We start from the raw sequence: 15350 nt of genomic DNA on the forward strand, positions 1-15350 counted from the left end.
GTTCCTCCTTGCGACGGCGGTCTCGAAGGCGCGGAGTTTCAGCGAGACTCGCCTTCCATTCGAGAAGGCAAAGCTGGCGACGCCGGTCCGGCCCACCGAGGTCCGCTCGGATGGGATGAACGCCTACCCTTGGGCGGTCAAGGTCGAGTTCGGGGAGGGGATTCACCGGAGGGTTCCGTCGATTAGGGCCAAGGACTCGAACAACCGAATCGAGCGGATGCACGGGAGCCAGAAGGACCGGACCAAGACCATGAGGGCCTACGACAACGACGGTGGCGCGGAGGCGCTATCCGAGGGGTGGCGGGTTCACTACGACATGGTGAAAACCCACCTGACACTCGGGACCACCCCCGGGATCGCGGCGGGACTTCCCGACCTGGGGACGTTCCGGTGGCGGACCCTCCTCGACCTTGCCACCAGCCGAATTGTTACACCCGTCGCGGAGGGGGTCGGACCGGACGATTAGGTTACAGAACCCAGAAGCACGTAGGCCTCTTTTATATACAAGAACTCACTTTTTTAACCGAGCCACCGATGGAGAGGACCCGCGAACGATCGATCCGGCGCATCCGTGAGATGCTCGAGCGTGCCGGGTTCTTCGTCTCGGATGCCCACGGGGTCCGCCCCTCCAGCTTCGATCTTGCCGCCCGGCGAGACTCGCTGCTCCTCCTCGTCAAGGTACTCAAGAACATCGACACCCTCAACCGCAACGAAGCCACCCGACTGCTCGAGCTCGGCCGACTGTTCCCGGCCGTGGCGGTCGTGGTCGGGGAGACCTCCGGGGCCTCGGAACTCGAGCCCGGGGTCGTCTACACGCGCTACGAGGCTCCCATCATCCGGGAGGAAACGCTGCAGGAGTACGTGGAGAAGGCCCTCTCCCCCTTCCTCCTGTCGAGCCCGGGCGGAGTGTTCGCACGCATCGATGGAGGCCATCTCCGGGAGCTGCGCGAGGCCCGAGCGCTGTCGCTCGGCGCGATGGCCGCGATCGCGGGGGTCTCGCGCCATTCCGTCCAGCTCTACGAGGACGGATCCGGCGCCGAGATGAGCGTGGTCGCGCGGATCGAGGAGTACTTCGGCGAACCGATCGCGGTGCCGATCGCGGTGTTCGATATTCCGATGGTGCCGAGAGGCGCCCGAGTCGGGTCGAACGAGGCGCGACGGACCTCCGCGGCTGAAGAGGGACGAGGGGAGCCGAACGTCCCGGAGCCGACCCGCGCCCGAACCGGCGACCCGCTGCGGGACGGCGTCTTCCGCCAGCTCGATGGCATGGGTTGGGAGGTCGCGCCGACGACCCGTGCTCCCTTCGATGCGTTCACGCGCACGCCGCCCAGCGACGCCGAACGCGAGATCATCCTGACCGCCATCGGGAGCTTGCGTACCGCGATCCACCGAGCCGAGGTCCTGCACCAGCTCGCGCGCGTGGCCGAAGGCCACGCGATGTTCGTCGTCCGGGAGTCCATCCACCGCAACTCGATCGGGGGCCTCCCCATCCTCTCGGTCTCCGAACTCAAGCGGCACCGCGACCGCGACGACCTGATCGACGCGATCACCGAGCGGGAACGATCGTGATCGCCACCGGGATCCCGGGCCGGCCGGAGATCCTGCTGGTCGGAACGGTCCGCGGGTACGCGCCCGAGGTCCCGGACGTGCTCGCCGCTCTGGACCGGTTCGGGCCGGATGTGATCGGAGTCGGGTTGTCCGAGGAGGAACTCCAGGGTCTCGTCGAGTACTTTGCCAGTGCCGATGCCGAGGAGGTCGTCCCGCTGACCCAGGTCGAGCGCCAGGAGGTCGCGGGGCTCACGCGCTACGGAGAGGTCCGGGTGCCGAGCCCGGCGTTCATCGCGATCCTCGAATGGGCCCAGGCGCGGAAGATCCCCGTGGCGCCCCTCGATGCGTCCGACATCGGCGCGGCGGACATGTTCACGCGGCACATAGGCTACATCGAGCTCGTGCGGCGGACGCTGCGCGAGCATCGGCTCGGCCGCTCTCCACCGCCCGCCGACGGACCGGACGAGTACGCGCTCGCGTGGGACCGAACCCTCTCCTCCGGACGAGGTTCCCGCGCGTTCCTCGCCGAGCGCGATACCTTCCTCGCGGCCGCGGCTCTCGAGCTCGCGGGGACGCACGATCGGGTCGGCATCGTCGTCGACCGGGAGCGGTTCGCGCTCGTCGCCCGGGGAATGGGCGCGGACGAAGCGCGTCCGTCGCGCTAGGCCGGGCGGCTCAGCCGTCGTCCTCGCGTCGGAGGATATGCTCGAGGGTCGCGCGAGCGGCGCGGCGGAACTCGTCGAGCGATCCTTCGTTCACCAGCATCCCATCCGCCAGGACGAAGGCGTTGCCGATCCCCCACTTCATCTCGCGACGGTCCCGGTCGTAGAACTCCTGCAGGTCCGCGCCGTCGTCCTTGCGCCCGCGCCGCTCCAGACGGTCGTACCGGGTCTCGGGGGAGGAGTAGATCCCGAGGACGAAGAGGTCCCCGAAATGGTGGCGGAAGACGGTGACCTCGGCGTCCGACCGGCAGCCGTCCACGAGCATCCGGGTCTCGGTGAGCTTCGGGAGGGCCCGCTGGGCCCATACTCCGGGTCCGTGCTTGTCGCGCTCCTCCGAAGCGATCCGGCCGACGTTCGCGTTGTTGAGGGCGAGGCCGCGCCGGCGCGTCTCGTCGCGCACGAGGTCTCCCATCTTCAGCGTGGCGAGCCCGACCGAGTGCGCGACCTCCACTAGCTCGTCCTTGCCCGACCCGGGCATGCCGACGGTCACGACCAGGATCATGGTAGGCGGGGCGCGTCGCCCGAGGTCCCTTGCCTCGTGAGTTGAAGTTGATCGGCGCGTTGCTGGTAGCTCGTCGCTTCCGCACCGGCGGCCCGCTGGGTCTCGGTGAACTTGTCGGCCTTGACCCGGAGCTCGGCCGCTTTCTGGGACTTGGCCGCGGCGCGGGCCTCCATCCGGGAAGCACGGGCCTCGCGGTTGGCGACCTTCTGCTCGAGCTTGCGTGCGCGGTACTGCAGCTTCGTCACATCGGTTCCGTGAGCGGCCTTCGGGTCGCCTGAGGTCGCGGTCTTGACCTGGAGACGCAGAGAGTCGATGTCGGCATGGAGCTTCGGGATGGGCGTGCGGATGTCGAGCGCCTTCTCCCTCAGCGTCGCCGCCTGGTGGCGCAGCTTGTCGACGTGCGTGTTGTAGCGGGCGGCCCGCTGGCCGGCGCGAGCGGAGATGCGGGCGTGCTTCGCGGAAATCTCCCTGAGCTTGGTCTCGTCGCCGTACTCCTGGGAGTTCCAGCGCGCTTGGCGGGTCGCGGCAACCGTCTGGGCCCGATCACCCGAGGGAGGGGGAGCCCCGCCGCTTGCCATCGACCGGTGGACCCGGATTCGCCATATATCCGTTGTGTAGCACTCGCGAGCTCGTCCCTACCCAGCTCCACCGGAGCCCGGGCCACTACCGCCTCGCAGGCGGCTGCGGATCTGGGCGGCCCCCAGGTAGTTCAGGAGCATCCCGATCCAGTTGATGTACGGGAAGATCGATAGGACGGCTCCGATCCGGGGAAGATCGGTCCGGTAGCGGACGCCGACCCGCCAGACCCCGATGAGGACCCCGACGAGCCCGATGAAGAACACGATCGCCGCGACCCCAACGAGACCGAGGGAGGCCACGACCGCCCCTCCGCCGGCACAGCTCCCCGTGGTAGCTCCCGGCTGGTTCAGGCAGTGGATGAGCCCGACCGTGTACTGTACCTCGACGAACGAGCCCACGATGAGAAGCGCGGCGCCGACCATCGCGAGCACTGCGAGGGCCGCGGGGGTCGAGAACGTAGGGGCGCGATCGCGAAGGCCGACGAACACCTGGCGGTAGTAGTAGAGGCTCCCGATCAGGATCGCGAGGGAGACCGCCTCGACGCCCGCCGAGAACCAGAGCAGCGGGATGATGTTCGAGCTGATCGTCACGGTGTTGTTCGCAGTGTTGATGAGGATCGCTCCGCGCAGGTAGACGATCATCACCACTCCGGAGGCGGTCGAGGCCAGGAAGGCGAGCAGGCCGAGGAGCGAGGCCGTGCCAAACCGTTCCATCGACGGCAGTTCGTCCGCAGAGGGGGGCGGCGACGAGGGCATCTGGTAGACGTAAACGGCGGCGGGCGACGCCGCGGCAGAGACCGGCAACGGCTTACCACAGCGGGGGCAGAACGCATCGGTGTTCTCCGCGACCTGACCGCAGGATAGGCAGACCTTCATCGGGATCCTCCCAGGTGGGACGGGCGTCGAGCGGAAAACCCTGGCACCTTCGATGGAAAGGCTGCGGAGCGAGCGAACCGGCGCTCAACCCGAGGGTCGCGGTGGGTGGAGCGAGGGCCGAATGCGGGAAGCGAGGCCGTTGCGGGCGACGCGCTCCTGGGCCTTCGTGTCCCGGAGGCGGACGGTAACGGTGTCCTGCTCGGGCCCTTCCGACGCGACGGTCCCCCCGTCGACCGTCACGCAGTACGGCGTGCCCGCTTCGTCCATCCGAGCGTAGCGCTTCCCGATCGTGCCCGCGTCGTCGAACTCGACCGATATTCCGTCGCGCGCGAGCTCGTCGGTAAGCGCGCGGGCGTACGCGGTGTGCTCCTTGCGGAGCAGCGGGAAGACGCCCACCGCGACCGGAGCGAGGTAGGGAGGCAGCTTCCAGACGGAGCGATCCCCGTCGTGGACGAGATGGGTGTCGGCGAGCGCCCAAAGGTTACGGTCGACCCCGAACGTCAGCTCGAGCACGTGGGGAAGCACGCGGTGCCCATCCTTGGTCGTCACGCTCAGGTCCTTGGTCGAGCCCTTCCCGTGCCGGGTCAGATCGTAATCTCCACGGTAATGAACGGCCCCGAGCTCCTTGTAGCCGCCCAGGCTCTCCAGGTGGACCTCGATGTCGAACTGGATCCGATTGTAGAACGCTCGCTCGGCGTCGGACTTCTCGAACAGCCGGATGCGATCGGCCGGATACTTCAGTACGTCCCGGTAGAACCAGTAGGATTGCACCATGTGGTAGACGTAGAACTCGGGCAACCCCGATTCGACGAGCTTCTCTGCGCTCACCCGTTCGGGAGACTCCTCCCCCCGTTCTCGGGCCGGGACGCGGAGCACGGGGAGCTCCTCTTGGCGGACGCGGTCAAATGGGACCGGGAACGCCGCCGGGTCGAAGAAGATCTGGAGCTCCGCTTGCGTGAACGCTCGCATACGGAACAGGACCTGCCGGGGGGCGATCTCGTTGCGGTAGGCCTTGCCGATGACGGCGATCCCGAGGGGGAGCGCGTGGCGTCCCACGTCCCACATCCGGGCGAAAGCGAGGTAGCTTCCCTGGGCGGTCTCCGGCTGTAGGTAGGCCCGCTCGTCGCCGGTGACACCGAAGTCGAGCCCGAACATCATGTTGAACGGACGCGGCACGCTGAGCGTGCGCTTCCCGCAGCTCGGGCAGGAGACCGCGGACTCCGCCAGGATCGTTCCGATCTGGGCGGCGGAGAGACCGTCCACACCTTCGGGGCGGACCTTTTCGAGAAGCGTGTCGGCCCGGAAGACCGAGTGGCAGGAGTCGCAGCTCACCTCGGGATCGGTGAAGTTCTCGAGGTGTCCCGAGGCGCGCACCACCGCTTCCGGGAGGATCTCGGCCGGTTCGATGAGATGGTAGTCCTCGGAGAGACCCAGGAACCATGCGCTCCAGGTGTCCTCGATACGACGCTTGAGCGCGGTCCCGAGGGGACCATAGTCGTAGAGTCCCTGGGCCCCGCCGTAGATCTCGGCGGAGGGCCAGAGCACCCCTCGACGGCGCAACAGCGCGAACAGCTCGTCGCTCTTCATGCCCCGCGCCCTCGTCTCCCCGACCGGAGGATAACCTGTTCGGTCACCCGGGTCACGATCTGGTAGGCGGGATCGTCCGCGGGCAGGCGCAATACGAGCGGCGGAACCGCGCCCTCGAGATCGATGCGGGCCGCGCGCGGCATACCGAGCCAGTTCCACGGTTCGACCAGAGCGGCGCGCGCGAGGAAGCCGCTCGACACTCGCTCCCCGGAGAGCCGGCTCGACACGTAGGCGAACTCGAGCTCCCGCCAGATTGAGGGGGCATGGAGCATCGCATTGTCCGTCCCGAGCAGGACGGAGAGCCCGAGCTTCTCCATCGTCGCGAGCGCCGGCCGCCGACCGAACAAGGCGTTGGAGCGTGGGCAGACCGCGACGCTCGTTCCCGCGTCCCGAACGGTCTCGAAATCCCCCCGCGTAGCGTAGGTCATGTGAACCAGCAGGTCGGGTCTCGGATCGAGGTAGGCGTCGACCCGCTCGCGCCGCTCCTCGCTGGCGTGCAGGGCATAGCGCTTCTTCGCGACGCGGCAGGCACGAGCTACCGTGCGTCGGGTCTCGGTCGCTTCCTCCCGTGCCGAGGCGAGGCCCACTCCGTCGGCGATCGCGAGCAACTCGGAGAGTTCGGCGCGCTCGATCGGGCGCGCGAGCGGTCGACCCAGCGCGACGACCCGGATCCCGAGGCCCTGAGCGGCGCGACGAAGCATCCGCACCCCGGCCACGCCCTCCTCGCGGAAGTCGACGACCGCCCGGATCCCTTCCTCGACCATCCGACCGAGCGCGAGGCGCACCGCCTCGCGCTTCTCCCTCGGGCCGGCCGCCGCGAGCAGGCGGAACTTGAACCCGTTCGGAGGTCCCACCATCTCCCGGAACGAGATGGCAGGCGGTTCGCGAGAGGAGACGGCGTCCCCGAGATGCGTGTGGGAGTTGACGGGAGGAGGGGCCACGATCCCCCGGATCCGACGGACCCGCCCACGCGTCGAGTCCGTCCCGATCTGGCCGATCTCGGCGATCCGTTCCCCCTCGAACCGAACGTATGCGGCGCGCGCGCCGTCGACGTCGAAGATCGAACCCTCCACGATCAGGGACATGTTCGCGCCACGGAGCCGCGTGATATGAAGCCCTCCTCGGGGCAAACGGCTTTGGCCCGAGCGCTTTCCCCCGGCCGAGCGCGCATGGCCGTCCAACACCGCCCGATCGACCGAGACCTCCTCGTCGTGGGCCACGTCAACGTGGACCGTATCCTCTCCGTGAGTGCGTTCCCCGACCGCGATCGCACCGTACCCGTACTTGCGAGCCAGATCCGACTGGGAGGTACGGCGAGCAACATCGCCCGTGTCGCCGCGAGCTATGGGGTGCGAACGAGCCTGTGGAGCCGGCTCGGGGACGGCTTTCCCGTCGACTTCTGGAACCGCCTCCGTACGGATGGGATCGATCTGTCGATGACGGAGCGGATCCGAGGCGCTCCGACCCCGGCGTGCTACATCGTGGAGGATTCCCACCACGGTCAGCGGACCTTCATCGAGCAGGGCGTGATGGGAGCCGAGGCGGCGAGGGCCAAGGTCCCCTCTTCCGCGATCGCCCGGCACACCTGGATGCACCTGACGACCGGCGAGCCGGATTGGTATCTGCGGATCGCCTCGGCCGCACGAGCGGCCCACGTCCGCATCTCCTTCGATCCCGCCCAGGAGATCCATTACCGATGGGATCGCCGAAGGCTGCGCGCCCTCCTCAAGCAAAGCGAGATCCTCTTCGGGAACGTCTCCGAGATCGAGCGGGCCGGAAGGATCTTGGGGCTCTCCCGGGTCGAGCGTCTGATCGAATTCGTCCCGCTCGTGATCCGGACCGAGGGCCGCAAGGGGGCGAGCGCGTTCTCCCGCGCGGGACGCGTCCACGTCGCCGCTGCCCGCCCGCACCGCAGGGTTACGCTCGTGGGTGCCGGGGACGCATTCCGCGGGGGATTCTACACGGCGTGGTTCGCGGGGGCCGATCTCGGTCGGTGCGTCGGGGCCGGCACTCGGGCGGCGGCTCGCTGGATCGAGGGAAGCTGGACGGACGGGTCGCACCGGCGACACGACTAGGGAGGACGCGGCGGTGGAGATGCGCGCGTTCCGGCACTTGCTCCCGATCGGGGTCGCCCAGAGTCGTCTCCTACGCGAGGCGCGCCCGATCGATCGAACGGAGCGAGTCCCATTGGCCGCGGCGATCGGGCGGGTGGCGGCTCGAACGGTTCGTGCCCCACGACCGATCCCCGCGTTCCCGCGCGCCACCTGGGACGGCTACGCCTTTCGAAGTGCCGATGTGGCACGAGCGAGCCGGGCGAGCCCGGTACGCTTGTCCATCGTGGGAGAGGTGTTCGCGGAGGGACGGTTCGGCCGCCGCGTGAAGGCCGGAGAGTGCGTCGCGATCGCCACCGGCGGTCGCCTTCCCACGGGCGCCGACTCTATCGAGATCTTCGAACGGGTCCGCCGTGCCGGTGCGAATATCGTCGTGAACCACCCCGTGGCCGCGGGATCGCGGATCGCCGACCGGGGGGAGGACATCGCCCTCGGAGCGCAGGTCGTGGGGGCCGGAGAAGTGCTGACCCCCGCCGCGATCGGCGGGATCGCCGCGATCGGGCGAGACCGGGCCGAAGTGTACGCCCGACCGGTCGTCACGATCGTTCCCAACGGCAACGAGCTCCTCGCCCCGGGAGAGCCCTGGAAGGACGGCGGGATCTACGACTGCAACAATGCGACGCTGAGCGCGGTCATCCACGCCACCGGTGGGGTCCCGCGCTCCGAGCTTCCCGTCGCCGATGATCCCCGAGCCATCGAGCGAGCCATCCGGTCGGCGCTCCGCCGTAGCGATCTCGTTCTCGTCACCGGCGGCAGCTCGGTCGGCGAGCGTGATTACCTTCCCCAGATCCTTCCGCGAGTGGGGCGCGTGTTGTTCCGTGGCATCGCCGTGCGTCCGGGCAAGCCCACCCTCGCTGCCGTTCGGGGCGGTAAGCTCGTCGTTGCCATGCCCGGCCATCCCACTTCCTGCCTGTCGAATGCCTACTGGCTGTTGCTGCCGATGCTCCGACGGCTCGCGAGACTCCCGGGCCCAGGGTGGGAGGAGATCCGGGTGAAGCTGGCCGGGTCCCCGGACCGCCCGAGCCCCGACCTGACCACGGTCGTGCCTCTGCGCCTCGAAGGCGGGCTCGGCTACCCCACGTTCCACGACTCCCACGCGATCACGAGCCTCTCGGGGGTCGGCGCCTTCGCGATCGTGCCGCCGGGAGGCGCTCCCTTGCGGCGCGGATCCATCGTCGGCGCCCACCGACTGCTCCCGCCCCTAGGCCCGGCGTAGGGACGTTCCTACGTCCCCGGCCACCGGCGCGAACGGTTATGCCCCGCCGTCCGCTCGGGGGATCGTGTCCCGGAAGGACCTTCGGATCGCTCTCGTATCCATCGAGGGAACCAATTGCGATCACGAGCTCCGGGTGGCGTTCGAACATCTCGGCGCCTCCCCCGAGATCGTCCATCTCAAGCAGCTCGAACGCCGTGACGTGGAAGCCTCCGAACGCCGCACGCTCTCCGACTTCCAGATGGTCCTGTTCCCCGGAGGATTCTCCGCAGGAGACTACGTTCGGGCCGGCGCGATCTTCGCAGCCCGGATCCGCGCATCGATCGGAAGCGACCTCGAAGCGTTCACGCAGAGCGGCCGGATCGTGGGCGGGATCTGCAACGGCTTCCAGATCCTGACGGAGCTCGGAGTCCTTCCCGGTCGCCCTTCCGGAAAGCTCGGGACCCCCGAGGCGGCGCTCATCACGAACGACTCCGGTCATTACGAGTGTCGTCCGACCTTCGTGGCCTGGGAGGGGGGCGCATTCCCCCCGCTGCGGGACACCCCGCGAGGGGAACGATTCCTCTTTCCGTCCGGTCACGGCGAAGGTAAGCTCGTGCTCGCGGGCCGGCCCGGGGAACGCCTACGGGCCCTGGAAGAGGCGGGGCAGGTCCTGTTCCGCTGGGTCGCGCCGGACGGCCGCACGGCGAGCTACCCGTGGAATCCGAACGGTTCGGAAGGCAACGTGGCCGGCCTCGTGAGCCCTCGAGGCAACGTGTTCGGACTGATGCCCCACCCGGAGCGGGCCTTCTTCCGCGCGCAAGCTCCCGATTGGACTCGCAGCGAGGGCGCCGAGGGATTTGGGGACGGCCACCGATTCCTCGAGGCCGTGGTCGATTACGCGGATCGCCACGGCTGAGCCGGCCGGAACCACGACGCACGAGCCGCTAGCGTCCGAGCTCGCGGCGTGGCTCCGAAGGGATGGAGAACCGTCGCACCTCGAGGGTTTCTCCCTCCATGCGGTGGGAGACGAGGAGCTCCTCGCGCCCCCCACGCGCGCGCCACCGATCGAGGAGCCGGCGCATGCTCGCGGGGCTCTGGAGCGAGGACCCCACGAGGTACGCACTTCCCTGCGGCGCGAGGTGCTCGGGCAGTTCAGCGAGGATCCGTTCGGTCGTGCTCGTTCCGTCCGGCCCCCCGTCCAGGGCGAGGTTCTGCCACGGGTCGGGATCCCGATCCTCGGCGCGCGTGGGGAGGTAGGGCGGATTCGCGAGGATGCGGTCGAATCGGCCGAGTCCGCGCGCGAGGTCCGTGCGGACCGGCTCCAGATCGAGATGCTCGACCTTCGCCGATCGTCGTAGACGCCAGAGGGCGTGCGGATTCCGATCGGTCGCGACGACCCGGGCTCCGCACCGGGCCGCGGTCAGCGCGGCGACCCCGCTCCCCGTCCCAATCTCTAGAACGGATGTGCCGCGGGAGACCCGGGCGTAGGGTAGAAGGAGCCCGGAGTCCTCCCGAGGAGGGTAGATGCGGTCGGAAGCGGCCACGTCCATGTTCTCCGAGCGCGTGTCGCTGTGTGACGGCCCACGATGGCTTATTATCCGATTGACTGGTACCGGGGTGTTTGTGGAGTTATTGTCCGTGCCTCGGCGTCTCGCTGCTCCCGTAAAAATCGGTATTACCGGACTACCGGGTTCGGGGAAGACCCAGACCCTATTGCGGATCATCCAGCTGCTCGAGCAGGAGGGGATCAAGGTCGGCGGCGTCGTGACCGAGCCGATCGTGGAGAAGAACCGCCGCAGAGGCTTCCAGATCACGGACTGGATGACGAAGGACCACGAGGTCTTCGCGCACGAGGACCTGAAATCCCGCGTCCGCTCCGGCCGCTACGGCATCAACGTCGCGGCACTCGAGGGGCTGGGCACCCGGGCCCTCGCCGAGGCGCGCGAATCGGCGGACGTCATCGTCATCGACGAGGTCGGCAAAATGGAGGTCGAGAGCGAAGTGTTCACCCAGGCGATCGTCGATACGCTCGGGACGAACAAATCGATCGTGATGACCCTGCACAAGAAGTCGCGCAACCCGCTCCTCCAGGACATTCGGCGGCGCGACGAGCTCCGCCTGCTCGAGGTGACCCCCGTGAACAAGAACCTGCTCGCGTTCAAGGTCGTCCATCTCCTGACCGGACGCGCGCACTGATCCGGCGCGTCCTCCCGCACGGTCGGCTCGGCGGAAGCATGGCGGAAGAGTTCGGGACGGTCCCGTCGCGCGAAGGGGGGACCGAGCTCGCGCTTCCCCGAACGGAGCCGCACCGCGGTCCCGCGCCGCGTCAGGCGGTCTTCTACAACCCCGCGATGGCGCTCGATCGAGACATCGGGGTCGCCTTCGCGAACGCGCTCGCCGATCGGCGAGGCGCACCGATACGGGGCTGGGAGATGCTCTCGGCGACCGGGGTGCGGGGGCTGCGAATGGCCAACGAATCCGGGCTCTTTTCCTTCTTGCTTCAGACCGAGGCTCACCCCGAGGCAGCGGCCGTTCTCGAGGTCAACGCGGAGCGCTTCCGCGCCCGGGGCGTGCTCGCGCGGGCCGGCGACGCCCGGGAGGTCCCCCCAGAAGCGCCGTTCGACTACGTCGATCTCGACCCGTACGGAACCCCGGTGCCCTTCCTCGCGACCGCGCTCGGAGCGCTCGCCCCGGGGGGGATCCTGGCGGTGACCGCCACCGACATGATGGTGCTCGCGGGAGTGCAACCCAAGGTCTGCGCGCTCCGATACGGCGCGCGGCCGGTCCGTGGCCGGCTCGGCCCCGAGGGCGGTCTGCGGATCCTGATCAAGCACGTCGCAGAAGTGGCCCGGGCCCGGGGCCGTGTGCTCCGGCCGCTGCTCGGCTATCTTCACGACCACCACGTCCGTGCGTACGTCGAGATCGCTCCGCAACTTCCCACGACGGGCCCGGACCCCATCTCGATGATCGATCCGGCCTCGTGGGCGGGTCCTTCGCTCGGGAGCTCCGGGCCGGTCGGTCCGATGTGGGTGGGCCCGCTCTTCGACGCCGCGCTCGTGCGCTCATTGAGAGCGCCCGCCCACGCCGAGCGGCCTCGGGAGATCGCCGCGTTCCTCGCCCGGCTCGCCGAAGAGGCCGAGGTTGACCGTCCGTTCTACTACGAGTGCAACGAGCTCGCTCGAGCGTTGGGCCTCGCGCGGCCACCGTCGTACGCTGCGATGCGCGACGGTCTCATCGAGGCGGGCGCGCGGTGTGCGCGGACGCATGCGCGCTCGGGCGCGTTCCGATCCGATGCTCCGCGCGCCCTCGTCGAGCGTGTCGCGGCCGAGGCCGGCGCGCGTCCTCCCGGGCCGAGCGACTAATCCCAGAACGTCCGGGTCCGCGCGTAGTTCCGTTCCGCTCGGACGAGCTCGGTGATGAACTCGTCGTCGCTGCGGTACAGCCGCAGGAGCAGCCGGCGGGCTGTGTCCGGCCCGACCCCCCGAGCGGCGAGCGCCCAGAGCGCGCGCTGCCCGTAGTGGGCGACGAGTTCCGCCGAGGTGTAGGCGGCGCGAACGAGGACCTCCGTGTCGTGCGGAGTCGCCTTCACTCCGCCCTTTCCCCGCGCGCGCGGCGAACCCTCGCCGGTCGCGCGCCACTTGCGCTTCGCGTATCGCACCAGGCGATCGATATCCTCCGTCCGGCGTGGGGAGAGCACCGCGGAGAGCGCGCCCTTGCACAGTCGGCAAATGCTCCCTCCCTCCGTACGGTAGCGCGCCGGCGTGGTCGTGCGGATGAATCCGCAACGCAGGCAGACGAGGGTGAGGGGTTCCTGATCGAGGCGTTGACGCAACGCCTTGAGCAGCGTTGGGGGCGGAGTGTCGCTCATCACCCGCCAGCGCAGCCGCGCGATCGGCCCGTCCGAGAACGGCGAGGACGGCGCGGCCTCGATCCGGATCTTCCCATCTCGGACCCCCTCGAGGATCGTCCGTGCGTGCTCGATGTCGTACCGATCGTGCAGCGTCTTCTCCAGCGTCTCCTCTCCCAGCGGGTTCGTGCGCGACGCTTCGAGCAGCGGGTCGAGGGTCCGGAGGTTGCGCGGATCGGCCGACCGGGGGATGACGCCGAACTTGCGCGCGACCGTGACGAACACCCAGCGGTAGTCGAGTCCCGAGGGAACGATCCGCTCGATCAACGGCGCGAGCGCCTCGGGCGGTAGCGCGAAGGCATCCCGCAGGGTTGCCGGATCGACGGCGACCGGCATCTCCAGGACGAACCACGTCGGTTCGACCGATGCGACCTCGACCCGAGCTCCGAGCCGGTCGGTCAGCGTTGCGGCCGTCGCGACGGCGAGGGTCTCGTTCGTGCGCGTACCAAAGCACGCGCCGAACAGCGCGACACGGGCCCGGGAGGTCACCGTCACGCGCGTATCGTCCGGGATCGCATCGAGCGCGGCGGCGCCTTCCCGACGAACGGCGAGCCCCACCCGGTCTCGCGGGGATATCGGGTACTCCTCGAAGTTGCCGACGCGCCGCAGGCGACCGATCTCCTGGGCCACGTCGAACGGTACGGGGATGTCCTCTCCCGCCCAGCGGGGCTCCTGACCGATCTCGTTGACGGACTCCACGAGCAGCTCTCCTTCGCGGTGCTCGACGACCTTCCACGTTCGGCCGTGGAGCAGGAATATCTCCGCCGGCTGAGCCAGGATCTGGGTCAGGACGAACCGCTCGTCGAGCGTACCGATGAGCTTGCGGGTCGCGAGGTCGCGGAGGCGGTACGTCCGCTCGTCCGGGATCAGGGAGAGGGTGGAGTAGAACCGATCGAGGGTGCCGCGGCCGGGCCGGAGCTGCGTGCCGGCCTCGCGGGCGAGGCCGAGGCCCTCCAGGTAGACGATGAGCGTCTCCCATTCGACGTCCGAGAGTTCGGAGGCCGGAGCGGCCCGGCGTAGGAGCGCGATCAGTTGGGCCTTGTCGACCGCTCCGTCGGCCCGAAGTGCAGCGACCAGCTGTTGCGCGACGGCCAGGCGGTTGCGGGTTCGCCATCGGGTCGGTTCGACCATCCCCGCCCGTGCCCGGCGTGCGAGGATCGCGGCCTCCTCCAGATCGTCGAGATCCAGGCACAGGACGGTTCCATGGATCGTCCGATCGAGCCGATGGCCCGAGCGACCGACCCGCTGAACGAGCCGGCCGGCCTGGTGGGGCGAGCCGAACTGGACCACATGGTCGACCTCGCCGACATCGATGCCGAGCTCGAGGGAAGAGGTGGCGACGAGCGCGCGAAGCTCGCCGGCGCGGAACTGGCGCTCCGCCTCCTCGCGGACCTCGCGCGAGAGCGAGCCGTGGTGCACGGAGATGGCGAGGTCCGGGGCGAGGCGGTTCAACCGAGCCCCGAGCCCCTCCGCGGTCGGGCGCGTGTTGACGAAGACGAGCGTGGTCCGGTGCGCCCGGATCTCCTCTTCCAGGGCTCGTAGCGCGGGCAGGAGCACGTCGTCGGCCTTCAACTCCTCGACCAGCGCCGCATCGAGCGGAGGGAGATCCGTGCGCGGACGTCGGGCCTCGAGCACGAGCTCGCGTGGACGCCCCGCGGACCGCACCTCGACCCGGCGCGGGGCGGGGGAGAGGAACCGCGCGACCTCCTCCGGATTGCCGATCGTAGCGGAGAGGCCGACCCGTCGAACGGGGCGACCGACCCAGGCGTCGAGCCGTTCGAGCGTCAAGGCCAGTTGCGCCCCTCGATCGGATGGAGCGAGCTCGTGGACCTCGTCGATGACGACCGTGCGAACCTGCTTCAGGGTCTGGCGCAGTCGGCTGCCGACCAACAGGAGCTGGAGCGTCTCGGGGGTCGTGAGCAGTAGGTCCGGCGGCTTGTGGGATTGGGCCGTGCGTTGCGAGGTCGACGTGTCGCCGTGACGCACGGCGGCGCGCAGGCCGACATCCCCCGCGAGCCCCACGAGCCGGTGCTCGAGGTCCCGGTTGAGGGCGCGCAGCGGCGTGACGTACAACAGGCTCACCGGAGGGGACGGATCGCGAAGCTGGAGCGAGAGCAGAGGCAGCAACGCCGCCTCGGTCTTGCCGCTCCCGGTCGGAGAGAGGAGGAGGGCGTCGGAGTCGGTGTGCAGTAGCGGCAGGGCGAGGCGCTGGATCTCGGTGAGTTCCCGAATGCCCCGCCGCGCGGCGGCCTCGACCAAGCGGGGGTCGAGAAGGTCCAGCGTGGAGAGGATCTCGGAGGCGTTCATAGCCGATTGGGATCGAA

At 69.2% G+C, this 15350-nt stretch carries 15 protein-coding genes; 8 read left to right on the top strand and 7 right to left on the bottom strand.

Features of this window, described 5'->3' with window-relative positions; all coding sequences use genetic code 11:
- The 3 genes from VMV28_04285 to VMV28_04295 all read left to right on the top strand — a co-directional run.
- A partial coding sequence (locus VMV28_04285) for a DDE-type integrase/transposase/recombinase (protein HUZ79817.1) occupies positions 1-466 on the top strand: 466 nt, incomplete at its 5' end.
- A 68-nt stretch (positions 467-534) separates the two neighbouring features.
- Positions 535-1569 carry a transcriptional regulator gene (locus tag VMV28_04290; GenBank protein HUZ79818.1) on the top strand — a complete coding sequence of 345 codons (1035 nt, stop codon included), beginning with the start codon at positions 535-537 and terminating at the stop codon, positions 1567-1569.
- Positions 1566-2213, top strand: a complete 648-nt coding sequence (locus VMV28_04295; GenBank protein HUZ79819.1) for a hypothetical protein — start codon at positions 1566-1568, stop codon at positions 2211-2213. Before VMV28_04290 ends, VMV28_04295 begins: the two co-directional genes overlap by 4 nt.
- 10 nt (positions 2214-2223) lie before the next feature.
- Here VMV28_04295 and VMV28_04300 read toward each other — a convergent pair whose 3' ends face one another.
- The 5 genes from VMV28_04300 to VMV28_04320 all read right to left on the bottom strand — a co-directional run bounded on the left by VMV28_04300 (position 2224) and on the right by VMV28_04320 (position 6898).
- Positions 2224-2772: an AAA family ATPase gene (locus VMV28_04300; protein HUZ79820.1), complete on the bottom strand. Its 549-nt coding sequence runs from the start codon at positions 2770-2772 to the stop codon at positions 2224-2226.
- Complete coding sequence (locus tag VMV28_04305; protein ID HUZ79821.1) at positions 2769-3350, bottom strand: hypothetical protein; 582 nt, start codon at positions 3348-3350, stop codon at positions 2769-2771. Before VMV28_04305 ends, VMV28_04300 begins: the two co-directional genes overlap by 4 nt.
- Before the next feature lie 57 nt (positions 3351-3407).
- Positions 3408-4226, bottom strand: a complete 819-nt coding sequence (locus VMV28_04310) for a DUF973 family protein (protein ID HUZ79822.1) — start codon at positions 4224-4226, stop codon at positions 3408-3410.
- 84 nt (positions 4227-4310) lie between these two features.
- A complete protein-coding gene (locus VMV28_04315) occupies positions 4311-5813 on the bottom strand; it encodes a glycine--tRNA ligase (GenBank protein HUZ79823.1) in 1503 nt (500 codons plus the stop codon).
- On the bottom strand, positions 5810-6898 hold the full coding sequence (locus tag VMV28_04320; GenBank protein HUZ79824.1) for an amidohydrolase family protein: 1089 nt from the start codon (positions 6896-6898) through the stop codon (positions 5810-5812). Before VMV28_04320 ends, VMV28_04315 begins: the two co-directional genes overlap by 4 nt.
- A gap of 84 nt (positions 6899-6982) precedes the next feature.
- Between VMV28_04320 and VMV28_04325 the strand changes: the two genes are divergently transcribed.
- From VMV28_04325 to purQ, 3 genes are all read left to right on the top strand, one after another.
- Positions 6983-7888, top strand: coding sequence for a PfkB family carbohydrate kinase (locus tag VMV28_04325; GenBank protein HUZ79825.1), 906 nt, complete (start codon positions 6983-6985; stop codon positions 7886-7888).
- A 19-nt stretch (positions 7889-7907) separates the two neighbouring features.
- Positions 7908-9140 (top strand): molybdopterin molybdotransferase MoeA, encoded by a 1233-nt coding sequence (locus VMV28_04330; GenBank protein ID HUZ79826.1) that lies wholly within the window; start codon positions 7908-7910, stop codon positions 9138-9140.
- A 64-nt stretch (positions 9141-9204) separates the two neighbouring features.
- On the top strand, positions 9205-10035 hold the full coding sequence (purQ, locus tag VMV28_04335; protein ID HUZ79827.1) for a phosphoribosylformylglycinamidine synthase I: 831 nt from the start codon (positions 9205-9207) through the stop codon (positions 10033-10035).
- A 28-nt stretch (positions 10036-10063) separates the two neighbouring features.
- Here the strand turns inward: purQ and VMV28_04340 are convergent, their stop codons facing one another.
- Positions 10064-10663 (bottom strand): HemK2/MTQ2 family protein methyltransferase, encoded by a 600-nt coding sequence (locus tag VMV28_04340; GenBank protein ID HUZ79828.1) that lies wholly within the window; start codon positions 10661-10663, stop codon positions 10064-10066.
- A gap of 79 nt (positions 10664-10742) precedes the next feature.
- Between VMV28_04340 and VMV28_04345 the strand changes: the two genes are divergently transcribed.
- Both VMV28_04345 and VMV28_04350 read left to right on the top strand, forming a co-directional pair.
- On the top strand, positions 10743-11315 hold the full coding sequence (locus VMV28_04345; protein HUZ79829.1) for an NTPase: 573 nt from the start codon (positions 10743-10745) through the stop codon (positions 11313-11315).
- A gap of 38 nt (positions 11316-11353) precedes the next feature.
- The gene (locus VMV28_04350) at positions 11354-12481 is read left to right on the top strand and encodes a hypothetical protein (protein ID HUZ79830.1); all 1128 of its coding nucleotides are present in this window, start codon (positions 11354-11356) and stop codon (positions 12479-12481) included.
- Here the strand turns inward: VMV28_04350 and VMV28_04355 are convergent.
- Positions 12478-15333: a DEAD/DEAH box helicase gene (locus tag VMV28_04355; protein HUZ79831.1), complete on the bottom strand. Its 2856-nt coding sequence runs from the start codon at positions 15331-15333 to the stop codon at positions 12478-12480. The two genes, VMV28_04350 and VMV28_04355, sit on opposite strands and share 4 nt — an antisense overlap.
- Positions 15334-15350 lie beyond the last annotated feature (17 nt).

The sequence above is a fragment of the Thermoplasmata archaeon genome (assembly GCA_035532555.1).
Classification (GTDB): Archaea; Thermoplasmatota; Thermoplasmata; order Lutacidiplasmatales; family UBA184; genus Lutacidiplasma.